Origin of the sequence: Streptomyces sp. NBC_00078 (assembly GCF_026343335.1) — a bacterium.
Taxonomy (GTDB): Bacteria; Actinomycetota; Actinomycetes; order Streptomycetales; family Streptomycetaceae; genus Streptomyces.
Genome location: NZ_JAPELX010000001.1, coordinates 8,928,775 through 8,951,311 on the forward strand (window position 1 = coordinate 8,928,775; position 22,537 = coordinate 8,951,311).

21 protein-coding genes and 3 pseudogenes are annotated in these 22,537 nt (G+C 68.3%); 11 read left to right on the forward strand and 13 right to left on the reverse strand.

Annotation, left to right across the window (positions count from 1 at the left end; all coding sequences use genetic code 11):
* Positions 1-21 precede the first annotated feature (21 nt).
* Entirely contained in the window at positions 22-723 is a 702-nt protein-coding gene (locus tag OOK07_RS41480; RefSeq protein ID WP_266801735.1) for a FadR/GntR family transcriptional regulator, read from the forward strand.
* A gap of 555 nt (positions 724-1,278) precedes the next feature.
* Here OOK07_RS41480 and OOK07_RS41490 read toward each other — a convergent pair.
* From OOK07_RS41490 to OOK07_RS41505, 4 genes and pseudogenes are all read right to left on the reverse strand, one after another.
* On the reverse strand, positions 1,279-2,337 hold the full coding sequence (locus OOK07_RS41490) for an LLM class flavin-dependent oxidoreductase (RefSeq protein WP_266801736.1): 1,059 nt from the start codon (positions 2,335-2,337) through the stop codon (positions 1,279-1,281).
* Positions 2,337-2,861, reverse strand: a complete 525-nt coding sequence (locus OOK07_RS41495) for an SRPBCC family protein (RefSeq protein ID WP_266801737.1) — start codon at positions 2,859-2,861, stop codon at positions 2,337-2,339. The genes OOK07_RS41490 and OOK07_RS41495 overlap by 1 nt, the downstream gene beginning before the upstream one ends.
* A 116-nt stretch (positions 2,862-2,977) precedes the next feature.
* Positions 2,978-3,475 (reverse strand): winged helix-turn-helix transcriptional regulator, encoded by a 498-nt coding sequence (locus tag OOK07_RS41500; protein ID WP_266801738.1) that lies wholly within the window; start codon positions 3,473-3,475, stop codon positions 2,978-2,980.
* A gap of 489 nt (positions 3,476-3,964) precedes the next feature.
* Positions 3,965-4,513, reverse strand: a pseudogene (locus tag OOK07_RS41505) (helix-turn-helix transcriptional regulator); the annotation flags it as partial.
* Between the two features lie 339 nt (positions 4,514-4,852).
* On the opposite strand from OOK07_RS41505, the gene OOK07_RS41510 reads away from it, so the two are divergent.
* A complete protein-coding gene (locus OOK07_RS41510; protein ID WP_266675650.1) occupies positions 4,853-5,323 on the forward strand; it encodes a helix-turn-helix domain-containing protein in 471 nt (156 codons plus the stop codon).
* Positions 5,320-5,994, forward strand: coding sequence for an IS630 family transposase (locus tag OOK07_RS41515; RefSeq protein ID WP_266675648.1), 675 nt, complete (start codon positions 5,320-5,322; stop codon positions 5,992-5,994). Before OOK07_RS41510 ends, OOK07_RS41515 begins: the two co-directional genes overlap by 4 nt.
* 131 nt (positions 5,995-6,125) lie before the next feature.
* On the opposite strand, the gene OOK07_RS41520 is transcribed toward OOK07_RS41515, so the two are convergent.
* Positions 6,126-7,124: a substrate-binding domain-containing protein gene (locus OOK07_RS41520; RefSeq protein ID WP_266801739.1), complete on the reverse strand. Its 999-nt coding sequence runs from the start codon at positions 7,122-7,124 to the stop codon at positions 6,126-6,128.
* Positions 7,125-7,231: 107 nt separating this feature from the next.
* Between OOK07_RS41520 and OOK07_RS41525 the strand changes: the two genes are divergently transcribed.
* Positions 7,232-8,059, forward strand: coding sequence for a LysR family transcriptional regulator (locus OOK07_RS41525; RefSeq protein WP_266801740.1), 828 nt, complete (start codon positions 7,232-7,234; stop codon positions 8,057-8,059).
* A gap of 166 nt (positions 8,060-8,225) precedes the next feature.
* Positions 8,226-8,420 carry a hypothetical protein gene (locus OOK07_RS41530; RefSeq protein WP_266801741.1) on the forward strand — a complete coding sequence of 65 codons (195 nt, stop codon included), beginning with the start codon at positions 8,226-8,228 and terminating at the stop codon, positions 8,418-8,420.
* Positions 8,421-8,448: 28 nt separating this feature from the next.
* Here OOK07_RS41530 and OOK07_RS41535 read toward each other — a convergent pair whose 3' ends face one another.
* The gene (locus OOK07_RS41535) at positions 8,449-9,345 is read right to left on the reverse strand and encodes a phosphotransferase (protein ID WP_266801742.1); all 897 of its coding nucleotides are present in this window, start codon (positions 9,343-9,345) and stop codon (positions 8,449-8,451) included.
* A gap of 231 nt (positions 9,346-9,576) precedes the next feature.
* On the opposite strand from OOK07_RS41535, the gene OOK07_RS41540 reads away from it, so the two are divergent.
* The 3 genes from OOK07_RS41540 to OOK07_RS41555 all read left to right on the forward strand — a co-directional run bounded on the left by OOK07_RS41540 (position 9,577) and on the right by OOK07_RS41555 (position 12,353).
* On the forward strand, positions 9,577-10,383 hold the full coding sequence (locus OOK07_RS41540) for an SDR family oxidoreductase (RefSeq protein WP_266801743.1): 807 nt from the start codon (positions 9,577-9,579) through the stop codon (positions 10,381-10,383).
* A 27-nt stretch (positions 10,384-10,410) separates the two neighbouring features.
* Positions 10,411-11,304 (forward strand): helix-turn-helix transcriptional regulator, encoded by an 894-nt coding sequence (locus OOK07_RS41545; RefSeq protein WP_266801744.1) that lies wholly within the window; start codon positions 10,411-10,413, stop codon positions 11,302-11,304.
* Positions 11,305-11,882: 578 nt separating this feature from the next.
* On the forward strand, positions 11,883-12,353 hold the full coding sequence (locus OOK07_RS41555; RefSeq protein WP_266801746.1) for a WD40 repeat domain-containing protein: 471 nt from the start codon (positions 11,883-11,885) through the stop codon (positions 12,351-12,353).
* Here OOK07_RS41555 and OOK07_RS41560 read toward each other — a convergent pair.
* The 5 genes and pseudogenes from OOK07_RS41560 to OOK07_RS41580 form a co-directional block, all read right to left on the reverse strand.
* Positions 12,284-13,105, reverse strand: coding sequence for a hypothetical protein (locus tag OOK07_RS41560; protein ID WP_266801747.1), 822 nt, complete (start codon positions 13,103-13,105; stop codon positions 12,284-12,286). The genes OOK07_RS41555 and OOK07_RS41560 overlap by 70 nt on opposite strands.
* Positions 13,106-13,424: 319 nt before the next feature.
* Positions 13,425-13,664, reverse strand: coding sequence for a hypothetical protein (locus OOK07_RS41565; protein ID WP_266801748.1), 240 nt, complete (start codon positions 13,662-13,664; stop codon positions 13,425-13,427).
* A gap of 163 nt (positions 13,665-13,827) precedes the next feature.
* A complete protein-coding gene (locus OOK07_RS41570) occupies positions 13,828-14,679 on the reverse strand; it encodes a class I SAM-dependent methyltransferase (protein ID WP_323183032.1) in 852 nt (283 codons plus the stop codon).
* Positions 14,680-14,930: 251 nt separating this feature from the next.
* Positions 14,931-15,311 (reverse strand): annotated as a pseudogene (locus tag OOK07_RS41575) (helix-turn-helix domain-containing protein); the annotation flags it as partial.
* A 280-nt stretch (positions 15,312-15,591) separates the two neighbouring features.
* A complete protein-coding gene (locus OOK07_RS41580; protein WP_266801749.1) occupies positions 15,592-18,129 on the reverse strand; it encodes a helix-turn-helix domain-containing protein in 2,538 nt (845 codons plus the stop codon).
* Positions 18,130-18,236: 107 nt separating this feature from the next.
* On the opposite strand from OOK07_RS41580, the gene OOK07_RS41585 reads away from it, so the two are divergent.
* A complete protein-coding gene (locus tag OOK07_RS41585) occupies positions 18,237-18,536 on the forward strand; it encodes a hypothetical protein (protein WP_266801750.1) in 300 nt (99 codons plus the stop codon).
* Between the two features lie 532 nt (positions 18,537-19,068).
* Here OOK07_RS41585 and OOK07_RS41590 read toward each other — a convergent pair.
* Both OOK07_RS41590 and OOK07_RS41595 read right to left on the reverse strand, forming a co-directional pair.
* Positions 19,069-20,295, reverse strand: coding sequence for an IS110 family RNA-guided transposase (locus tag OOK07_RS41590; RefSeq protein WP_266802171.1), 1,227 nt, complete (start codon positions 20,293-20,295; stop codon positions 19,069-19,071).
* A 239-nt stretch (positions 20,296-20,534) separates the two neighbouring features.
* Positions 20,535-20,924: a TIR domain-containing protein gene (locus tag OOK07_RS41595; RefSeq protein ID WP_266801751.1), complete on the reverse strand. Its 390-nt coding sequence runs from the start codon at positions 20,922-20,924 to the stop codon at positions 20,535-20,537.
* A gap of 70 nt (positions 20,925-20,994) precedes the next feature.
* Here OOK07_RS41595 and OOK07_RS41600 point away from each other — a divergent pair.
* Positions 20,995-21,397: pseudogene (locus tag OOK07_RS41600) on the forward strand (IS982 family transposase); the annotation flags it as partial.
* 242 nt (positions 21,398-21,639) lie between these two features.
* The gene (locus tag OOK07_RS41605) at positions 21,640-22,332 is read left to right on the forward strand and encodes an SDR family oxidoreductase (protein WP_266801752.1); all 693 of its coding nucleotides are present in this window, start codon (positions 21,640-21,642) and stop codon (positions 22,330-22,332) included.
* Positions 22,333-22,537: the final 205 nt, after the last annotated feature.

The following is a 22,537-nucleotide window of genomic DNA, read 5'->3' on the forward strand; positions in this document are numbered from 1 at the left end:
CCAGCACGGAGAGGCACGCTCGTGGCACTGACGGACGACGCGATCGACAAGATCAAGGCAATGATCGTCGCCGGCGAACTCGCCCCCGGCTCCCGGCTGCCCAAGGAGGAGATCCTCGCCGCACAGCTCGGCCTGTCCCGCAATTCCCTGCGTGAGGCCGTGCGGGCGCTGACCGCCATGCGGATCCTGATCACCCGTCAGGGCGACGGCACGTACGTCTCCAGTCTGGAGCCCCACCTGCTCCTGGAGAGCCTCTCCTTCGCCGCGGACGTCTCCCAGGGCGCCACGGCTCTGCAGCTGCTCCAGGTACGTCGACTGCTCGAACCGCAGGCGACAGGGCTGGCCGCCGCGCTGCTGAAGCCGGAGGACCTCCAGGAACTGCGCAACATCCTCGACCGGTCCCGGACCGTCGCGACCGTGGAGGAGTTCGTCGCCCACGACATCGCCTTCCACCTCAGGATCGTCGAAGCCGTCGGCAACCCCGTGTTGTCGATGCTGCTGGAAGTGCTCTCCACCCGAACCCAGCGTGTCCGCATCGTCCGCGGCAGCAGGACCCGTCACGCCCTGGACAACGCCCACCAGGACCACGAGCAGATCCTCGACGCGCTCCGGTCACGCGATGCCCTGCTGGCCGCCGCTGCCGCGACCGTCCACATCACGGCCGTGGAGCAGTGGCTGGCTGCCAGCCTGACCGACGCGCCCCTGCAAGCCACCGACGACTGACCGCCCTGGCCCTTCCCGGCCCCTCCGCGTCCCGGCCCGGACCTCTGTTTCGGTGACGCCCGGCGCGAGTGCCCTCAGCCTCAGGCCGTACGGGGTCACGTCAAGGATGGCGAGATCCGTGATGCGGTCGACCACCCCGGCGGCGTCAGCGGCAGCGTGCGGCCCACTCGCTCGGCCGCACGCTGAACGCCGGCGCGGGCACCCGGCGCTGACCCTGTGCCCACCGCGGCTGCACTGGTCCGATGTCGTCCTGTGCCCGGCGGCTCGACGCGGCTGGGGTCATGGCGCATCCCGTTCAGTGCTCTGATCCGGCGCCGGGCCGTGCTGGACCCAGTCTCCGACGCCAGGCCGTGCTGGGCCTCGGCGTTGATCTGGTCGGTACCCCCGACGGCCACCTCCCGGCCTGGCAGGGAGGTGGCCGTCGGGGGCTGCACCCAGCTGTGCCTGGTCATGGCCGCTTCCCCCGCGCCGCTCGCCACGGTCGTCAAGGCGGTGCCACTCACCCGTCGCGCTCCGGTCGTTGCCGCCTGACGTGTCTTCTGCATGCGTGGGCCGCTACGCTGCCGCGTCGCGGTCCATGTCGCGGACCAGGTCGATGGCCCGGCCGAGGTTGGTGAGCCGTGCGTCCAGCGTTTCACCGGCGGAGTAGAGACGGACGGTGTCGACTCCGGCGTCGCGCCACACCTTCAGCCGCTCGCGCACCATGTTCTCCGTGCCGATCAGCGTGGTGGCCAGCACCATGTCGTCGGTCACCAGACCGGCCGCGCCGTCACGGTCCCCGGCCTGCCAGCGTTCCCGGACCTCCGCCGCGATCTCCGCCCATCCCTGCCGGCTGTAGGCGTTGTTGTAGAAGTTCGTGGTCCCCGAACCCATCCCGCCGAGACTGAACGCTAGCTCCTTCTTGCGGCTGCCCACCATCGTGACCAGCGCGTCCTCGTCCTCCACGAAGGCCACTTCCGCGCCCTGGCAGATGTCGAAGTCGGAGCGTGACCGCCCCGACGCGGCAAGCCCCGCGTCCAGGTGGTCGAAGTACGCCTCCTTGGCGCCCTCGGGAACGAAGCTGGTGCCCAGCCAGCCGTCGGCGATCTCCCCTGTCAGACGCAGCATCTTCGGCGACAGTGTCGCCAGGTAGACCGGGATGTCGTGTTCGGCGCGGATCGCCAGCGCCATCGGCTTGCCGTCACCACCGGGCAGCGGAATCTGGAACTCCCGGCCGCTGTAGGAGATCTTGCCGCCCGCGACGGACCGGCGCACTATCTCCACCGTCTCCCGCATACGCGACAGGGGCCGGGCGAACGAAACACCGTGCAGACCCTCGATCACCTGCGGACCGGACGGGCCAAGACCCAGCAGGAAGCGGCCCTCGGAGATGTTCGACAGGGTGATCGCGGCACGGGCGATCGCCATCGGTGTGCGGGTGGCGAGCTGAATGATCGCGGAACCGAGCAGCATCCGTTCGGTACGTGCGGCCAGATACCCCAGCGGCGAGGCCGCCTCGGCGCCCCAGGCCTCGGCCACCCAGCAGATGTCCATGCCCAGCTTCTCCGCCTCGGTGACGAAGTCCACCGTCTCCGGCCAGCTACTGGATGCCTCGATCGTGGTCGACGTACGCATCACACACCCACCGTTCCGGGCTGTTCGGCCAGCTTCCTGATCGCTTCGAGAGTGGCACCGATGTTCCTCTCGAACTCGCGCATGCGCACGAAGACGATCTTCTGTTCCTTCTCCGGCATGCGGTCGATGGCATAGGAGAGACCCGAGCGGCCGGGCCCCAGCTGCATCCATTCCCTGAGCAGTGTGCCGCCGTCCTGGGGTTCGAGCGTGAACCGCCAGATCGCGGAGGGGTGTTCGGGGTCCTCGACGGCCCACGCGAAGACACGCAGGGGTTCGTATCCGACGATGTGGGAGGTGGTGGCCCACTCGCCCAGCGACTCATGCTCGCTCCTGCCCACGAACCGGGCTCCCAGTGATGGTCCCGTCTTTCCGTCCAGCCACTCCACCGACCGCAGTTCCGTGCTCAGGCTGGGCATCAGTTCGATATCGGAGATCAGCTCCCACACCCGTTCCGGCGGGGCGGCGATCCAGATCGGCAGCTCGACCGTCGGTTTGTCCACATAGCACGCACCCGTCCACTCCATGCCCACGCCCTCCTCGTCAATATGACAGCCCCCACCACGAAAGGGCCTCTGACCACTAAAGTTGTGTAGATAGACTCACTTGTCAAGCAAAGGCAGCGTCTCCCGCGGATCCTGATTCAGTCGGCGAACCGCTTTTGGACGTCCGGGCGCTCGGCCAGGCGCGGCGGATAGCCCGGCCCCATCCTGGAGTGGGTGTTGTCGGCGGTCATCGGCTCACCGCAAGCGGCACACACCACTGCGGCATGGCTGTCCTGCCCACACAGGTCATGGTGGATCACGACCGGCGGGCCCTCCTCGCCGGCCAGCCAACGGTCTCCCCAGCGGTTCATCGCCAGCAGCACCGTGTGGAAGTCACGGCCCTTCTCGGTCAGGACATAGTCGTACCGCACCGGCTCGGTCTGGTAGGGCCGCTTCTCCATCAGCCCCTCCTCCACAAGTCGCCGCAACCGGTCGGTCAGGGTGTTGCGTGCGATCCCCAGCGACTCCTGGAACTCGTCGAAGCGCTTGATCCCGTACCCGGCCTCCCGCAGCACCAGCGGCGTCCACCAGTCACCCAACAGATCCATGGTGCGAGCGATCGAGCAGGGCCAGTGCGCGAAGGAAGTACGTCTCATGACGCCAGCATACTTTTCCATCTGATAGAGCAACCCAGCAGGTAGAAGCCCTGAAGTGATAGCCAGGACAGGAACCGGGCCCCGCCGCTGCCGCGTTCAGGCTGCTCCGGAGCGAGTACCACCAGCGAGTACGACGCCGAGCGTTCCCGTCAGATGAATGTCGGCATCGTGCACCACCTCGGCCCCATCGACGGGCTCACCTTCGACCGGGTGCTGACCATGCCGACGGTGGCGGTCTTTCCGACCCGCCCCCTAGCTAGGCGGACGCCGATCGGTCCCACCGCCGTCTCCATGACCGGACGACCCGCCCTGCACTCCGCGGCTGCCGCACGTTTCCACCCCGCCCCGACGTCCGCTTCGTGCCGCTCGACGGGCCGGGCCTGCGACATAGCCGTCGCCACCCGGGAAACGGACAGCCGACCGGCCATCGAGGCCATCAGAGATCCCATGCGAAGACCGGTCCCCGGACTCAGCTCCGGAAAACCGCTCTCACTGGTGCCCTTGGTGGGTCTGCCGGAACACGCCCGGCGTCACCCCCGTGTGCCGGGTGAAGAACTTGCCGAAATTGGTGGGTTCGGGAAACCTCACGCGGCGGGCGATGGTCGCCACCGGCTCGTCGGTGTGGGCGAGAAGCCGCCGGCCCTCCAGGGCGACTCGACCGTCGATGACGTGTTTGACGGGCTGCCCGGTGGCGGCCGTGCAGGCGCGGGTGAGGGTCTTGACGGTGTAGCCGAGGCGGTGGGCGTAGTCGGCGGCGCGGCGGGTGGTGGCGTAGGAGCGCTCCAGCTCGGCTCGGAAGCGGGCGTAGACCTCACCACCCGCGTGCGGGTCGCTCCCGCCGTCGGGGTGGGGCAGTCGGTCAATCTGCAACAGCACGGTGGCCAGCCGGAGTTGGAGGATCTCCGCCGAGACGGCCGACTCCGGGCGGTCGTACTCGGCCCGCAGTTGGCCCAGCAAGGTCGACAGCACCGCGTACGCGGGGCGCGCGCCGAGTTGCCGGCACGCTGACCCGTACCACTCGTTCACCAGTCGGTCGGCCTCACCGCCGTCACCGAACTCGACCACCCGGAAGGCCAGATCAGCGTCCTGAAGCTGAGCCACGACTACACCCGCGCCCAGCTCGTGCGCAGCATTCACGGGCACGCATGCGCAGCCCCTCCACGGCGGCCGTCGACGGCCACGACCTGCTGATCGTCAACTTCCAATTCCAGATCGCCGACCCGCACCTGCCGTTCAACGTGGTGCGGGTCCACGTCTGACAGCAACCAGGCACAGCGCAGGACTAGTAGACTGTCGCGACTAAGTGTCGTGCTGGTTGGTGGAGTTGGGGTCGGGCGAGCTTCGCTTGTCGCTTCCGTTCGACTGGGCAGGGGTGCCGTGTCCTCGCAGAAGAAGTATCCGGTCGCGTTGAGCGCCGAAGATCGTCGGGCGTTGGAGCGTGTGACGACGACGGGGGTCCGCAGCGCGTCGATGATCAGGCGGGCGCGGGTACTGCTCGCGCTGGACACCTCGGTCGGTGAGGTCGATCCGCGGGCGGTGATCGCGGACCGGGTCGGGGTCTCGTGCGATTCGGTCCGCCTGATCTCGAAGCGCTACGCGGAGACCGGCGGCGATGTGTGGGCCACGGTCGGCCGGAAGGAACGCGCACTCCCGCCGGTGCCCTCTGTGGTGACCGGCGAGGTCGAGGCGAGGCTGATCGCGCTGGCCTGCTCGACGCCGCCCAAAGGACACGCCAGGTGGTCGCTGCGCCTGCTGGAGAAGCACGTCGCGCTGGTCGAGGACATCCCGGATCTGGACCACTCCACCATCGGCCGGGTGTTAAAAAAACGGAACTGCGTCCTCATGTGAAGAAGTGCTGGACCATTCCGCCGGCTGCGAATGCGGCCTTCGCCGCGGCGATGGAGGACGTCCTGGCGGTCTACCACCGACCCTTCGATCCGGCGCGCCCGGTGGTGTGCATGGACGAGAAGCCGTACCAGCTCCTCGGCCACGTCCGCGATCCGCTTCCCGCGCAGCCGGGCCGTGACCGGCGTGAGGACAACGAGTACGTCCGCTCGGGGACCTGCTCGATCTTCTGCTGGGTCGAGCCGCTGCGCGGATGGCGGCGCGTCGACGCCCGGCCCCGCCGGACCAGGGTCGACTGGGCGCACCAGGTCGAGCACCTGCTGACCGTGGACTATCCCGACGCCGCCACGGTCGTGCTGGTGATGGACAACCTCAACACCCACACCACCGCCTCGCTCTACGAAGCGTTCGACCCGGCAAAGGCCTTCGCGCTGGCCCAGCGCCTGGAGATCCACCACACCCCCAAACACGGGTCCTGGCTCAACATCGCCGAGATCGAGCTCTCCGCGCTCACCCGCCAGTGCCTGGACCGCCGCATCGACGACCTCGCCGTGCTCAACGCCGAACTCGCCGCCTGGCAGCAGCACACCAACAGCAACCAGCGCCAAGTCGACTGGCACTTCACCACCGACGACGCACGCGTGAAACTACGCCACCTCTACCCAACCACATAGCGAAATTAAGTCGCGACAGTCTACTAGTAGCAACGCCGTGTAGTTAGCGCTGGGTGTCGCACAACAGTCACCGTGACCGTTCCCCGAACGGAAACCGATGGGGCTCAGGCGCCGGAAGCGGCCGATGCGGCTTACGTGTCGAGCGATTCCGCGGCGAAGACGTCTTCGATCCGCCACTGCCGACCGGTCAGGCCCTGCTGGTGGTGATAGCGCAGGCAGGTGTCGAGGGCGGTGCGGTTGGCCGCGATGCCGTAGGGCCACCAGTCCTCGGGGAACTCTTCACCGTTGCGATCCACCAGGGCGTTCATCCAGGGAATCATGGTCTGGACCTGGTAGAGCCTGCGGTTTTGACGGTATCGGTCGGCAGCGGCGTCCTTGGCCCGGGTGAAGGCACGGTAGACGCCGTGCGCGAGTTCGGGACGGTCCCGCAGCAGTTCTTGCCGGATGACGATGGTGTGCATGATCGGGAAGATGGCGGTCCGCCGGTAGTAGTCGCGTTCCAGCGGCTCGAAGTCGGGGAACAGCCGGGTGACGTTCGGGGATCTGTCGAGCATGCACTGCGGGACGTTCGCCGAGAACAGCGCGTCGATTTCACCGGCGTCGAGCATCGCGCTCAGTGTCTTGCCCTGGGGTGCGACGCGCACGTCGACGTCGGCGGGGTGCGGATGGGGGATGAAGTCGAAGGGAGGTGCGGGGTGTTCGAGGCCGCCGATGACCCAGCGGCTCTCCTCGGGTTTGAACCCGTACTCGTCCATCAGGATCCCTTTGGCCCACACACCGGAGTCCTGACCGTAGACGCCGAACTCGCCGATGGTCCGGCCCGCGAGATCGCCCGGTTCGGTGATACCGCTGTGGGTGTTGACGAAGACGCACGAGTGGCGGAACACCCGGTTGGGGAAGACCGGAAGCGCGACGTACGGCAGTCCGGTCTCCAGCAACCGCAGGTAGAACGTGAGACCGAGTTCGGCGACGTCGAACTCCTTTCCGCGGATCAACCGGGCGAAGAGCTCCGGCAGGGTCGCTGCGGTTTTCATCGTGACGTCGACGCCGTCGGTGCTCACCGTCCCGTCGAACAGCGCCCGTGTCGTGTCGTACGGGAAGCACCCGACCGTGAGTGCAGGGGTGGCCATGGGGACTCCTCCTCGTCGGCTCTGCTGCTTCCATCGTTGGCCGACGCGCTGCCCGCTGTCCAAGACCCATGGGGAACGTCCGATACCGCACGAGTATCGTGCTCGACGTGGACCTTCGCTCGCTCCGGTATTTCGTCGCCGTCGCCGAGGAGGGGCACATCGGCCGGGCGGCGAACCGCCTGCACATGACGCAGCCGCCGCTGAGCCGCGCGATCCGGCAGCTTGAGGACGAACTCGGCGTCCTGCTGTTCGAACGCACTCCCAAGGGCGTCGCTCTCACGCCTGCTGGAGAGGTTCTGTACGGCGAAACGGGGGCGTTGTTGGGGCGGGTGGACGGGCTCCGCAGGCGAGTGGCCGCTGCGGCGGGTACCGCGCCCCTCGCCGTCGGCACCCTGGCGGATGCGGCCGAACAGGTCGGCGGCCGGCTGGTCTCGCTCTTCCGGGCCCGCTATCCGCACGTCCACGTCACCATCCACGAATCCGACCTGGGCGACCCGACGGCCGGACTCCGCGCCGGGCGGGTGGACGTGGCCATCACCCGAACTCCCTTCGACGACACGGGCATCAGCACCCACGTCCTGCGCTCGGTACCCGTCGGAGTGGTCATGCGTGGCGATGATCCGCTCGCCGGTCACTCCTCGGTCTCGTCGACCGACCTCGCCGGCCGCCGGTGGGTCCGGCTGCCGGATGACGCCGATCTGGCGTGGACGGCGTACTGGACCGGCAGTGCAGACAACGACGCGTCGCCGGTCATGCGAACGATCCAGGAGTGCCTGCAAGCGGTCCTGTGGAACAACACGTCGGCTCTCGCTCCCGTCGACCAAGCGATGCCCGACGGCCTGGTCGTCGTCCCGCTCTGTGACCGCCCGCCCAGTGATCTCGTCATGGCCTGGCCAAGGGCAGCACGCAGCCCACTGGTACGCGATGGCAACTGAACTTCCGCCCGCGTGAACCGCCAGGAAGCCGGCAGCGTTGGATATCTCCGTGGCGGGACGGGAGCGTGTGAAGAGGAGACGGCCTCCCTTCGGCATGCCGAAAAGCATCGTCCTGCTGGCGACGCCGGAAGGCTGGCGCCACAGTGTTCTCACAGAGGAGGGCGGGATGCTTTGCGGGCGTGTTGTCGACGTGCCGGCCAACACCGACCCAGCCGAGGCACGGGCCGCCGGGGCCGCCATGGTGGTGGGACTCGCACACGACTTCCACGAAGCTGACGTCGACGTGACCTGGGATCCGCCCCGCGAACCGGGGTCATGGACAGCCCAGGTCACCGTTGCCGCGACCCCGCCGAACGCCTGAAAGTCAACGACAAGCAAAGAAGCATGCATTAAACACCCTTCAGAACACGATCAAGTGCCGCCCGACCTGCAGGTCCCCAGTTCGGCTTGCCGCCGGGAAGGCCCCGATCTCCGTTCCGCCCCATGAGCATCAGGAAGAGGCTCTTCATGGCGGCCAACCCGCGGGCACGCGGGATCGCCGCCTCGTCTGCACACGCGTACATGTCGAAGAACCGTGAGGCCGTGCCCGCGGGCAGCAGCACCCATGCGGCGGCGAGGTCCCACGCCGGATCGCCGGCGAACATGTCGCCGAAGTCCACGATGCCCGCGAGCGTCCCCTCCGAGACAACGACGTTCGCGGGATGAAGGTCGCCATGCAGCCACACCCGCGGGCCCTCCCACGCCTGGGCCGCAACGGCATCGTTCCAGACAGCCCGCACGTCGGCAGCGATGTCGTCGGGGACAACGGCCTGGAAGAAGTTCTCGAAGCCCTCCGCGCAGTTCTTGGGATGGCCACCGCGGTCCGTGGCGATCGGCGCCTCGGCGGGCGCCTCCACATGGAGCGCCCGGAGGAAACCCGCCAGCGTGTCGGCCGCGTGGCCGCCGCGGCTGATCGAGCCGTGGTCCAGCGGCTCGCCGGGAACCCACGTCATCACGGTCCAGTGCTTGGGGAAACGCTCGGACGGCTCGCCGAACCGCACCGGGAGGGGTACCGGGAGCGGCAGGCGCGGGGCCAGCACGGGAAGCCACCGCCGCTCCTTGAGCTGGCGTTCCGGGGTGGGGTCCATACGCTGCATGCGCACGGCCAACTCGTCACCGAGACGCCACATTTGGTTACCCCACCCGCCCGCCACCTCGCGGATGGCCAGCCCTGCAAGATCTGGATGTTGCTCCTGCAGCAGATCGCGGACCAGGTCTGGGGTGATCTCGATCTCGGTGTCGCTCATGCGAAGTCACAGTACTGAGGTGAGTCAGCGCACCAGGCAAGGGGGCTCTCTCAGTACCTGTATCACCAGGGTCTCCCAGACGTCCCAAACGCCTGTCAACCTGGTTGAGTCGATAGCGCCGACAACGCTCCATGGACACGCACTGGAGCTTTACCCCATCAGTTCAATTCAGCTGCCCAGAATGCGCGACCGCGTCGGCGCATTCTTCCACGGCAGAAGGAACGGAGACCAGTGTCGGACAACCAATTCACCACTCACGCAGAACTTTTCGATCTGAGTGGGAAGTACGCCCTTGTCACTGGCGGCACCAGGGGCATTGGGATGATGATAGCGCGCGGCCTTCTCCAGGCGGGGGCCCGCGTCGTCATCAGCTCACGCAAGGCGGACACGTGCGCGGAGGCACAGCATCTACTGTCCGAATTCGGCGACGTTCAAGCGATCCCCGCCGACCTGTCCAGGCGCGACGAGTGTCAGCGCCTCGCTGATCTTGTCAAGGCCGACTCGGAACGCCTGGACATCCTTGTCAACAACGCGGGAGCGATGTGGCGCGAGCCGCTGGCGACGTTCCCGGACGAGGCCTGGGACGAAGTGATCGACCTCAACCTCAAGTCGCCGTTCTGGCTGGTGCAGGCGCTGCTCCCCGCACTTCGCAGGGCGGGCACCGCCGATGATCCCGCGCGGATCATCAACATCGGCAGTATCGCCGCCATCCACGTCGCCCAGGCGCCCAACTACTCCTACGCCAGCAGCAAAGCGGCACTCCATCAGCTCACCAGAGTGCTTGCCAGAGAACTGGGCCCACAGCACGTCACGGTGAACGCGGTGGCACCGGGAGTGTTCCCGTCGCAGATGATGGCGTCCACGCTCGATGCCATCGGCGACACGATCGCGGCGGCGGCCCCTCTGCGCCGGCTCGGCCGCGACGACGACATGGCGGGTATCGCCGTGTTCCTCGCCAGCCGGGCGGGGTCCTACCTCACGGGCACCATCATCCCGGTGGACGGCGGCATCGCGACGACCGCATCAGGTACCCCTTAAACTGCGGGACGGGCTTACGGTGAGGGGATGGCCACGATGGATCTACGCACCGAGATCCGGGAGTTTCTCAGCTCGCGTCGCGCCCGCATCGCACCCGGGCAGGCGGGCCTGCCCGCTTACGGCGGCAACCGTCGGGTCAAGGGGCTGCGCCGCGAGGAAGTAGCGCTACTGGCGGGAGTATCGGTCGACTACTACGTGCGCATGGAGCGCGGCAGCCTCGCCGGTGCCTCCGATGGCGTGCTCGACGCGTTGGCCTCTGCCTTGCAACTCGACGAGGCCGAGCGCGACCACCTGTTCCACCTCGCGCGCCAATCCAGGGCGCCCAGCGGCCCACGCCGGCGTAGGCCTGCCGTGTCGGTGCGCTCGACGCTGCAGCAGGTGCTCGACGCGATCTCCGATGCGCCGGCCTGGATCGGTAACGGTCGTTATGACGTGCTCGCCATGAATCAACTCGCTCGCGCGCTGTATTCACCGGTGCTGGCCGAACCGCGACGGCCCGCGAACACAGCGCGGTTCGTCTATCTGAACGCCGAGACGGCCAGAGATTTCTTTGTCGACTACGACCAAATTACCGGTGACGTGGCCGCGAAGCTACGCATGGAAGCCGGCCGCAATCCGCACGACGAGGAGCTGATCGCCCTGGTCGGCGAACTGTCAACGTGCAGTGAGCTATTTCGGCAGCGGTGGGCATCTCAGGACGTGCGGCTGCACCGGTCCGGCCGCAAGCGTGTGCGCCATCCGATCGTGGGCCGGCTCGACTTGGACGTCGAGTCCCTGGAACTGCCCGCCGAACCTGGCCTGCGCCTCAACGTCTACACCGCACCCGCGGGCACACCGACCGCTGACAATTTGGCGCTCCTGGCGTCGTGGGCGGCCACCCAACAGCCGCTGGCGACCGAGTTCGAAGCGCACAACGGATAGTCCAACCCCTTCAGCCGTACGAACGAGCCCGTGCACGGTTGGCGGTGACACGCCGAGGGGTGTGCCCTGGCCCGGTGTTCACACTCGTTCCTCGGCCGCGGGGCAACCGCTTGCAGGCGAGATGCGGTGTGGTGGGGTCACCACGCGTCCGCCGAAGGTCACCGGGTTCGATCTGGCCTTCCGCCCGCAGACGACCCTCAGCCTGCTGTGGGCCCCCGGGGGTGAGGAGACGCGACGGGTGATCGAGGCCGCGCACGAGCGGGCGGCCGCACCATGGCGGGCGCGAGCGGCGGCACCGTGCGGCTGTGGGACGTCAGCACTCCGACGCGCGCCGAGCAGCTGAGCCCACTGCCGGGGGAGAACACCGCGACCCGCGTGGCGTTCCAGCCCGGGGGCCGCCTGCTGGCGAGCCTCGGCAACGAGGGCGCCGCTGCACGACTCTGGGACGTCTCCGACCCGCGCCGTCCCCGGCCGGTCGGCACGGCCCGTACCGGCAGCACCCAACAAGGTGAGGCGCTGGCCTTCACACCCGACGGGCACGTTCTGGTCACCGGCGGCCCCCGGCACAGCCTGCAGCTGTGGACGTCACCAACCCCGCACACCCCGCCCGCCCGTTGGCCGGTCACCTCGGCTTCGTCCACTGGGCGGGCATCAGCCCGGACGGCCGTACGCTGGCCAGCACCAGCGAGGACGACAAGGTCCGGCTATGGGACATCCGCGATCCGGCACGGGCCCGGGCCCTGCCGCACATCCGCACCGGCGACACCGGCGGCACCTACTGGGGCGCGTTCAGCCCCGACGGGAGGCGGCTGGCCTCCGCAGGCACCGGCCACGACGTGCGCGTGTGGAACGTCTCCGTCCCCGCGCACGCCTCAGGCCTCGGAAGATCCCTCACAGGTCACACCGGCGCGGTGACCCGGGCAGGCTTCAGCGCAGTCCCTTCCCGCGGCGCTTTCCCGGTTGTCAGTTCCTCAGTTCCTCAGCTCTTCGGGGTGAGTTGGAATTCGGGGTGGGACGGTGTGGACAGGCCGAAGCCGGAGGACGGGTAGCCGGACGGGGCGGGGGACGCCGTGGGGACGCCGTTGTCGTCGCAGAGTCGGGGCCCGGAGGGCGCGAACACGTGGTAGTTGACCACGCGCTTGGTGGAGAAGGTGACGGTGTCGCCTAGGATCGAGTTACCTGTGTCGATCTTGGTCGGCAGTTCGCGGGACTTGAGCGGAGAGCCGACGTAGATCGCCTCCAGGAAGCCGTCGCAGGGGCTGGCCTTGGTCGAGGCGAAGCCCTTCGGCGGCTTCACGTCGTGGACCGCACGGCCGTCGATGTGCAGTTCGCTGCGCTTCAGGGTCTTCATGGCGAAGTCGTAGTTCACCTCCCTCGCAAGGGGGTCGGCGGCCGAAGTGGCGGAGGACGGCCGGTAGTTGATCCGCCAGTACTCGACCTGGACGGTGACCTTGGCACACAGGGGCCCGTCGAAACCGGGCGTGGACTTGCCGAAACGGACCTCTCCCGGGCCCAGGGCGGGCTGGCCGATCTGTCCCCAGTCGACCCAGTCCACCGCCTTCGCCGTGCTCCACTTCGCGTTCGGGTGGCAGCCGTCCGCGTTCGTGGGATACACGTCCGACGGTGAGACCACCGGGGTGGGCGAGGCGGTCGAGGGGGTGCCGTCCGGGTCCGCCGCGGTCACGGTCGTGCTCGTGGACCGGCCGGACCCGGCGTCACCCCCACCCGAGCAGCCGGCGAGCGACAGCACGGCCGCAACGAGCCCCACCCCGAGCCGAACCCGTCTGTGCGCAGCGGTCATTCCGCTTCCCCCCCGTCCGTTCGGTGGATCACCGATGCCCCCAGGGTAGGTTGCCCTTCGGCCGAACATCCGACGCTTGAGCATCTTGATCGGGTTGACATGACCTTCCACGAGGCCGGAGTTCCAGGGCAGTGTGAGGCCCGCTTGACGGCGTCGAGGTCGCGTTCGGAGGTGCCGGGCGAACCTCCGAAGGCTGGGCAGTTCGGTGGTGGAGGTAGCCGTTCGGTGGTGGAGGTAGCCGCTTCGATCCAGGTCGGCAACTGGTCGCCCTGGAGGTGAGCGACCATCCCGAACGAGCGCACGTGCTCGGCAAGTACCTTCAGCTCGTGGCAATTGGCCAGGACGGCTTTGAGCTGGAGCCGGTCGGGGAAATCGCAGGTAGGAGCCGGGTATTCCCCGACCAGCGCCCGCACCCTGGACAGGCCGCCCGGGCCGCCCGCCCTGCGGGCGTACGGGCCTCGACCCGGACGACCGTGTCGATCACCTCGACCGATTCCATCAACGCGCCCTCGACCGAGGAAAACAGCAGCTCGTTCAACTGCGGCAGCACTTCGTTCACGGCGATGGACTGTCGACCACACGAGCGTCCAGCCAGCCGATTTTCGGGCGGACTTCAGTGGTAGTGGGCGGTCAGCGCGCGCATGACTGGCCGGCCGCGCATGAAGCTAGCCCCACTCATCGGGCCCCCTTGGAATCGATCATCAAGGGAACCGGGAGGCGCTCTACCGGCGGACCGCCGAGATCAGCCCGCCGGGCCGCTCCTCGCGCTGCGGCGGGGTGCTGATCGGGCGGCCGTAGGCGGCAGCGCGCTCGCGCAGGGTGTGGCTGTCGGCCTCCCAGCCGTGCCCGGCCAGCCAGCCCACCGGGTCGTCGGGCATCTCCGACACCCACATGGACGCCGCCGATCCCGGCACGGCGTCCGCGCCGAAGCGCTCGATCACGCCGCGCGAGCCCAACGTCAGCCCCATCCGGCTGCCCGCCGCCGACTGCCTGCTGATCCGGGCCAGCAATAGCTCCACCGCATCCTCGGGCAGGTAGATCAGCAGTCCTTCGGCGATCCACACGGTCGGCTCGGTCGGGTCGTGCCCCGCGGCGGCCAGCGCGCCTGGCCAGTCCTCACGCAGATCCACCGCGACGGTGATCCGCTCGCAGCGCGCGACGGCCCGCTCCTGGCGCAGCACCGAAGCCTTGAAGTCCAGTGGCGCGGCGGTGTCGACCTCGAACAGCCGGGTGCCCTCGGGCCAGTCCATCCGGAAGGCCCGGCTGTCCATGCCGGCGCCGAGCAGCACGACCTGCCGGACCCCGGCCGCGGAGGCCCGCTGCAACAGGTCGTCGAGGAACTTCGTCCTGATGACGATGGAGAACGCCACGGCCAGCCGGCGGCGTCGCGCGGCCTCGTCATCGGGCAGCGGCGGCGAGGAGGGCCACAGGCCGCCGGCCGTGGCGAAGGCCTGTGCGAGGGGGTCGCGGAACAGCGCGTTCTCCCGCTCGCTCTCCAGCGCCCGCACCCTGGCCACCCCAACCGCCGTGGCCCACACTCCCGACGGCTCCACCCATTCCTGCTCATCAGTCACCACACCAGCCTAGGTGATCGATTCCAGGGGGCCTGATGAGTGGAGCTGGCTTCATGCGCGGCCAGACGGTCATGTACGCACTGACCGCCTGCGACCGAAAACGACCGTTAGGCGAAGATCAACAGTCACTCGCGTATGTGACCACAAGTAGTGGACCAGAGGCCGAGAATGGACACAGCAGACGTACAGCACGTTGGGAGACACGCCGCCGCACGCAGAATTCGGCCTGTCCAGCAGACACGACAGCGGTCGGCATCATCCCGGCCCGGCATCGGGCGGCCGAGGAGGAGTCCGGCCAGGCGGTTCCCGGCGAGTACGTCCAGGCGGTGGTTCATGATCAGCGCGCATGCGTCGGATACCAGATCGAGGACGCGCAGCAGCTCCGGCCGGACTCGTCCACCCGGCGCCTTCGCGCGGCGGCGGTGCTGCCGGGCGAGCCGGTAGAGGTGCCCGCGTTCGGTCTCGTCGAGGCCGAGGACCCGGGCGAGGGCGTCGAGGACCTGCTCGGAGGGCTGGGTCGCGCGGCCCTGCTCCAGGCGTACGTAGTAGTCGACGCTGACTCCGGACAGGTGCGCGACCTCTTCGCGGCGCAGCCCAGTGCGAGGGCCGTGGCGGCAGTGGCGGCCGGCCACCTGCTCTCGGCATGGGCCCCCGGCTCCGCAGCTGAAACCGGATCTGGCCCCGAGCCGTGCCTGACAGGCAGTCACGTCCGTCACCGCAATCGGGCTGCGCCGCCCTCCTTCGGGGCGGTGCACCCCCGCACCTTCAGTTCGGAGATCGGCGTGACGGCTCCCGTCCCCGGACACAAGCACGCTTGGCCCCGTCCCCGGACACAAGCACGCTTACGGGTTGGCCCGTCGGGTGCGGACAGCGTGCTCTGCGCGGTGCGCGAGACCAGCCGCTCTGCGAGGGCTAAGCGTCGGCGAGTGGGGGTTCGTTCGCCTGCTCCGGAAGCCGGACGTCGAGGTCCGGGTCCTGAAGCAATGCTTCGTACGGTTCCTCGGGTAACTGATCGCCGAGCTGTATCAACAGGTCGAGTATCGCTATGCGCAGATATGGCGGAAGCGCGGCGTTGTCGAGGAGCGCGGTGCATGCACCCTCCGCACGCGTCGGATCGAGATCGGCGAGTCTTTCTGCCGCATTCACGCGGCTCTCGCGGCTCAGGTCACGGTTGGATGCCAGCGAGACCAGCAGATCGGCCGCGTGTTCGTTGTCGTAGCTGATGACATGGCGGGCCGCGTGGATGCGCGCGCCGGCGTGCACGGTGGGGTCGGCGGCCAGGGCCGCGAACACCGGCGCGCCACGGCCGGTGTCGATGTCCGCAGCCATCTCCGCGGCTCGCAGCCGCCAGTCACTGCGGATGGTTTGGTCCTCTGCCAGCCCGATGCACAGGTCGATGGCGCTGTGGTGGTCGATGCGGGTCAGAATCTCGGCGGCTTCCAGACGCCAGTAGCCGCGCAGGGCCGGCCGTGAGGCAAGCAGAGCGCAGGTCTCGGCAGCAGCACGGGCTGCTGAGGCCGGGATCGTCGTTCCCAACTGGGCCTGTTCGGCGAGGAACCGGCAGCCTTCGATGTTCCCGTCAGCCGCCAGGCGCTGCAGGTGGAGACCTGTCGCCTCGGGATCCTGTTCCTGCGCCACATCGATCAGGAAACCGATATAGGAGCTGTCATCCCCATGGGGCGGGATCAAAAGACGCCGCGGTATCAGGCGTTTGGCAGATCCCAAGTTGTCGGCGGACCACGGCCATTGCCACCTGACATGGGTGAACGCCTTCTCCAGTGTGCGGGCACGGGATGCCGGGCTGCGACAGGCGTGGCGGGCGGCGAGATACTCGAGCAAGGTCTGGTGCAGAAAGACGAGTTCACCCGCGTGCATGGTCATCAGACCGCTGCGTTGCAGCGCGCTCTTCAGCACGGCATGCCACTCGTCACCTGGAACACCGGCCGGGCACGATGTCTCGGCCTGGACCATGACCACGGCCATGGTGGCACGGGTGTCGCCGGCGTAACGTCCGGCTGCCAGACGGGCGATCACCTCGGGGAGACGATCCAGCACATCTTCGGTGTGGGCCAGGGCATTGCTGCCGTAGCGCTGCAGCGTCACACGCGCCTGTTCACGGACCCCGGAGGCGCCGGCGGCGTGCTGCCGCTTGTACAGCAGGCTGATGAAGTCGGCGTAGATCTGGCCGCGGCCGGCGGGCAGGGGCTGGTTCGGAGCGACCGCGTGCAGCTGGCAGAGGATGGAGGCCATCAGCGGGATCCGCGCCAGGTCGGCCAGTGAGGCTGCTGTCAGCGCCCGCATGAACTTCTCCGCAACGCCGTCCGGGTCGGGCAGATCGAAGTGGCAGAACCAGTTCCGGGCCACCTGCCGCAGGTCGGCGAAGCTGAACGGCTGAAGGTCAAAGCGGCTTGCCTTGGCACCGAGAGTCGAGTCGACTTCGGCATCCGGCAGTGGACGGCTGGCGATGATGAAACGGTACTGCTCGGCGTCCTTGCCGTTGATGACGGCCGTGACCGCCCGCAAGACCTCATGGCGAGTCGAGGCCGATGTGATCTCGTCAAGGCCATCGACCAGGATCAGCCAGGGCACCCCGGGGCTGGGGGGTGCCAGGAAGAACTCCGGGCGGATCTCCTCCAGCAGCCCATGCGAGGAGAGATCGGCATTCACGGTCGCGGCGAGCGCACCGGCCAAAGGCCGGCCCGGCAGGGCTGCAGCAGGTACGAGGACCGGGGCCGCTCGGGGAGTCAGCCCTTGCAGGAAGTCGCCCACTCCGGTCTCCAACAGAGTGCGCAGCAGGCTGGACTTGCCTCCTCCCGGGCCCGCGGTCACCAGGCAGGTGCCCAGGGCCAGCAGTTCGTCGGCGCTCAGGCGCTCGTCGGCGGACACCTTTTGTGAAAGGGCCGGGTGGCCCGGTGCAGCGGGAGATCCCAGGGGGGTACGGGAGAGCGCTGGCGCCGGCTCAGGCGTGGGCGTTGTGCCGGTGGATGCGTCCTCCCACCGGTCAGCGGTATCCCATCGGGTGCCGTCTGCGCGGGCCTGGTGCCGGATTCGCTGATGCAAGTAGATCGCGGCCAGGGGCGGAGCGATGCCGGGCAGGACGCCAGGGTAGGGGTGCTCCCGCGCCGCGCGTTGGGCCGCCGACAGATAGGCGCGCAGTTGCGTCGGCAGGTCTGTTGTCGCCTCGGCCCGCAGCCGATGAAGCTCCCTCAGCGAGTCGCCTTCGATGCCCAGCACGCGGGCCAGCTGATCGAGCGTGAACTGGGAAGGAACTCCCTTGTCCGGGTTGAGGGCATTGCTGACAGTCCCCTTCGACACGTCTGCCTTCTCAGCAAGATCCGACTGCCGCATCCCCTTGTCCGCAAGGGCTCGCCGAAGTCTGTGGCTCAGCTCAGCGTTCGCCCCCGCGTCTCCAGCCGAACTCACGCCCCCGCCCCCTGCCAGGTCGTTCATCTGCGTTCACATCAACCCTCTGAACGCTGTTGAAGGTTTCCATAGTGCGGTGCCGGCCGGCATGTCTCCCCCAAAACGCGACCAAAAAGACCACGAGGGGCACTGGTATGACGCATCTGCATCCACTGCTGATCTGCGCTCCCGCAGTCCTGGCACTGCTCGTGCGCCGGTCTCGGCGCGGTGAGTCCATCGCCGCGGAACTGGCCCGCATCATCCGCGACGTGCTGACGCTGCGGATGGTCCTTCACGACTCCGAGCCGCGTGAGAGGCACCGTCTGATCACGGCGCACAGCAACTGGCGCACCGGTGCACGCGCAGGGAACAATGGCACCATCGCGTCCCAGCCGGTCTCCCGGAACACGGGCGGCGAGCCGGACAACGGCCTCGGACCCGACGTGTCGCAGTAAGACAGCCTGCACCATGACACACAGCAGCCGGTGCGAGCACCGTGCTGGGGCCCGGCCTTCGCATTCCCACGTGTGATGCACGTCGACGGACAGAGCGAAGTCCGTCCACTGGCTCTCGTTCATCGCCGAGCGCCACAGCAGGCGGTGCCGGACCAGGCATCCGGCGGGTCCCCGGAGCCTGGGAACAGCTCGGCGGCGGAGCAGCGCTCGGCGAACAGCACCGTCAAAAGCACGAGGTCGGAGCCGTACAGGACGTGGCGTGTCGTGGTGCGCAGTAGGGCGGGCCGGTAGGCCGGGTGTTGGCCATGCCCTCGTCGCGGACCTCGAACCCGTCCTCGCGCTGCTGCGTGACGGCGGCGTCCGTGTACGTCGTGTGGAACAGCACGAGCGCATCTGTCCCAGCGCGGCCGAACGGCAGCACCTCGTCGAAAACCCTCTAGATGATCAATTCCAATGGATGCCTGCGCAGGGTGTGGGGTGAGCGGCAGCCGAAGCCACCGCGAGACGGTCAGACACCCCATGTCGTTTGGTGTCAAGCGGCAGGGGTGTGGGCGTGGTGCGACCAGGCGGTCGCTTCGTCGTAGAGGGTTCGGGTCTTGAGGCATCCGTGGAGGATGCCGACGAGGCGGTTGCCGAGCTGCCGCAGGGCCGGGTTGTAACCGGCCTCGCGGGCGCGTTGTTTGTCGTAGTAGTGGCGGGCGCCGGGCGAGGCGCGCAGGGCGGAGAACGCCTGGGTCTGCAACGCATCGGCGAGCCGGTTGTTGCGGACGTATCGGGCCTGGACGGTATGGCTCTTGCCGGAGGCCCGGGTGATGGGGCTGGTGCCGGCGTAGTTCTTGCGGGCTTTGGCGGACGCGTAGCGGGTGGGGTCGTCCCCGAACTCGGCGAGCACCCGGGCGCCGGTGATCTCCGCGATGCCGGGCATCGAGAGGTAGATCTCAGCGTCTGGGTGCTTGAGAAAATGGGCCCTCACCTGCCCTTCCAGGTCGGCTATCTGCTCGTTCAGGGCGATCAGCAGCTTCGCGTGAGCGGTGACGGTGGCCGCGTAGGCGGTCGTGACCGGCTCGGGCAGGCCCAGCTGCCGTTCGCGCAGCGCGGCCTGGATCGTGGCCGCTTTCGCGTCCCGGTTGCGCCGGCGGGCACGGGCCAGAACGGCGGTGATCTGGGCACGGGTCAACTTCGCCCCGGCCGCCGGGGTAGGGGCCTTGATCAGCAGTTCCAGGGCGTCCGTGCTGGTCAGTGTGAGGTTCGCGTAGGCGGCCAGGGCGGCGGGGAAGTACTCGCGCAGCGTGCTGCGCAGCCGCTGGAACGTGCGAACGCGTTCCCAGATCAAGGTCTGGTGGGCGCGGGCGACGACCTTGACGGCCTGCGCCTGCTCGCTGTCCCCGGCCACCGGCCGCAGCTGGGCCCGGTCGATGCGGACCATGTCCGCCAGCGCGTGCGCGTCGCCCCTGTCGCTCTTGGCGCCGGAGGAGGCATAGCGTTCCTTGAACCGGGCGACCTGCCGCGGGTTGATGGCATAGACCTGGTAGCCGGAGGCGATCAGGGCCTGCACCCAGGAGCCGCGGTCGGTCTCGATCCCCACCACCACGTCGGCGGCATCCAGGCCCTCGCCGCCGTGCTTGGCCAGGAGCTCGTGCAGCTTCGCGATTCCCTCCACGCCCTCGGGCAGCCTCGCCGCGGCGAGTTTTCGGCCTGCCTCGTCCTGGACCTCGACGTCGTGGTGGTCTTCGGCCCAGTCATCGCCGATCAGCAGCAACTCGTCCTCCTGGTCAGGTGCTTTGCTCCATGCAGCCTGCGGAAGGCACGGCACGCGGCCTAATGGATCCAGTGCTCACGCCCCACTGCCCGGCGGGCACGCCACCCCATCAACGGTCTGGCCTCCCGGCCGACCAGCAGGGGCACGGTCTGACCTCAGAAGTCGAATGCTTCCGGCGTCGGTAGTGCTCACCTGCTGGCGGCTACGGACCCGAGCATTCCCCGGCTCCGTAGCTCCCATTAGGCGTCAGGGTCGACTTCGGGGTGCGTGAACCGCACGGGCTTGCCCAGCGACCGGGCGTAGGCGATTTCGGCTCGGGTGCTGTCTCCGATGTAGTCGCCGACTACGAGCACCTCATCAGCGAGCCGGATCTTCGCCCGGTGCAGATCGTCGAGTCGAACCTTCAGCGCCTCGGCCTCGGCAGGATCGGACCAAAGTTCGTGCGGCGACTTCATGTCACAGCCCGGTTTGACGACAATCTTTCCGGCTTTGGTCTCCCGCAGATCGGCCTCGTTCATCTCGGTCATGAAGCGGGTGGAGCCGCAGATCACGACGATACGGGGGAGGCTCAACAGCTTCTTCGCGTCGGCGAGCTTCTCCTCGGGGGTGAGCAGTTGCGGGTATGACACTGGTTCCTCCTGGTGGCGTGGTCCAAGGGGTGCCGGCGGAGACGAGAACGAGGGTGTCCAAGATCGTTTTGTGACGAACGACGTGGACACCCTCGCGACGGCACTCTATGCGGCGACCGACGACATGCTGAAGGAGCAGCCCGACCTGTCGCCGTGGCGCCCGCCGGTCGGCATTACGCCGCGCCTCAGCGATGCCGAACTGGTCACCCTCGCCACGATGCAGGCCATGCTCGGCTACACCTCCGAGGCCAAATGGCTCCGCCATCCCCTGCCCACCTGCGCCGCCTCTTCCCCTGCCTGCCCCAGCAGCCCGGCTGCGACAAGCGGCTGCGAAGGCCGCCGGTCTGATGCGAAGCGTCAACCGGATCCTGGCCACCACCTCGGTTTGGAGCGACGACGTATGGGTCGTGGACTCCACGCCGGTGGAATGCGGCCGTTCCCGCGATACCGTCAAACGCTCCCACCTGTCAGGTTGTGTCGGCGTACACGCCGATGTGGCTCTGGCCCTACTTTCGTAGGCGGGGATCATTTCGTCCCCGCGGCGGGCAAGAGAGCGGCCGGACCAAGGACCCGTGGGAGCGCGCACTCGCACTGGCGGCGGTCGAGCGGGCCTGGGCGGAGTCGGTACGGCGTGACAACCCCGGCAGCAGCTCACCCCACGTATAGTGCAGGCGTTTTGGGGAACTGATGACCACGTCGCCGAGGAGGCCGTTGCATGGAGCCCGTCACGCTGATCACCGGTGGATCGACGGGTATCGGTGCCGCCACCGCCTGCACCCTCCTCAAGCAGGGCCACCGTGTGGCGGTCACCGGACGTGACGCGGGCAAGCTGGCCGCCTTCGCCGCTTCGGCCGGAGCGGGTGAGCGGCTGCTGACGATCACTGGCGACGCCGCCGAGGCGGAGGACGTCGCCGCCGCCGTGCGCCGCGTGGTTGAGGCGTGGGGCCGACTGGACAACGTCATTGCCAACGCCGGTTTCTCGCTGCCCGGCAACCTGGAGAGCCACGCCCCCGAGGACATGCGGGCCATGGTCCTCACCAACGTTCTGGGCCCGGCCCTGCTGGTGCGCGAGGCCCTGCCGCAGTTGAGGGCATCCAAGGGCCGGATCGTTATCATCGGTTCCGTCGCCGGGGTGCGCAACACGCCCGGCAACCTGTACTCGGTCACCAAGTGGGCTGCGCACGCGCTGGCCGAGAACACCCGGCTGCTGGTCGGCAAGGACCGAGTCGGCGTGACCGTCGTCGCCCCCGGAGTGGTGGACACCGCGTTCTGGGCCGAGCGCGGCGGCACTCCTGAGGAGGCGATGACCCCCGAGCAGATCGCGGCCACGATCGCCTTCGCGCTCAACCAGCCTGCGGGCGTGGACATCAACCAGATCACCATGCGGCCGACCGGGCAGCTTGGCTGACGCGGGTACGGCGATCGAAGCGGAGCTGAAAGCCGTCGTCCGCGATGCCGAGGGTGTCGTGGCTCAGCTGGAGGAGGCGTACGGCCCCGGGCGCGGGGCCCTGGCAAGATTTTCGTAGCCAGAGATCATCCTGGATCAGCGGCCCGTGTACCGGCGGCGCAGGTGAGCGATCAGTACGACTCGGTGGCGGAGAATCGGGACGCCG

What these genes read in the sequence shown, in the direction of transcription:
- OOK07_RS41490 (WP_266801736.1), bottom strand. Translation starts at nt 2,337, where the DNA reads ATGCGTACGTCGACCACGATCGAGGCATCCAGTAGCTGGCCGGAGACG.
- OOK07_RS41495 (WP_266801737.1), bottom strand. Translation starts at nt 2,861, where the DNA reads ATGGAGTGGACGGGTGCGTGCTATGTGGACAAACCGACGGTCGAGCTG.
- OOK07_RS41500 (WP_266801738.1), bottom strand. Translation starts at nt 3,475, where the DNA reads ATGAGACGTACTTCCTTCGCGCACTGGCCCTGCTCGATCGCTCGCACC.
- OOK07_RS41520 (WP_266801739.1), bottom strand. Translation starts at nt 7,124, where the DNA reads ATGGCCACCCCTGCACTCACGGTCGGGTGCTTCCCGTACGACACGACA.
- OOK07_RS41530 (WP_266801741.1), top strand. Translation starts at nt 8,226, where the DNA reads ATGCTTTGCGGGCGTGTTGTCGACGTGCCGGCCAACACCGACCCAGCC.
- OOK07_RS41535 (WP_266801742.1), bottom strand. Translation starts at nt 9,345, where the DNA reads ATGAGCGACACCGAGATCGAGATCACCCCAGACCTGGTCCGCGATCTG.
- OOK07_RS41545 (WP_266801744.1), top strand. Translation starts at nt 10,411, where the DNA reads ATGGCCACGATGGATCTACGCACCGAGATCCGGGAGTTTCTCAGCTCG.
- OOK07_RS41560 (WP_266801747.1), bottom strand. Translation starts at nt 13,105, where the DNA reads ATGACCGCTGCGCACAGACGGGTTCGGCTCGGGGTGGGGCTCGTTGCG.
- OOK07_RS41580 (WP_266801749.1), bottom strand. Translation starts at nt 18,129, where the DNA reads ATGAACGACCTGGCAGGGGGCGGGGGCGTGAGTTCGGCTGGAGACGCG.
- OOK07_RS41585 (WP_266801750.1), top strand. Translation starts at nt 18,237, where the DNA reads ATGACGCATCTGCATCCACTGCTGATCTGCGCTCCCGCAGTCCTGGCA.
- OOK07_RS41605 (WP_266801752.1), top strand. Translation starts at nt 21,640, where the DNA reads ATGGAGCCCGTCACGCTGATCACCGGTGGATCGACGGGTATCGGTGCC.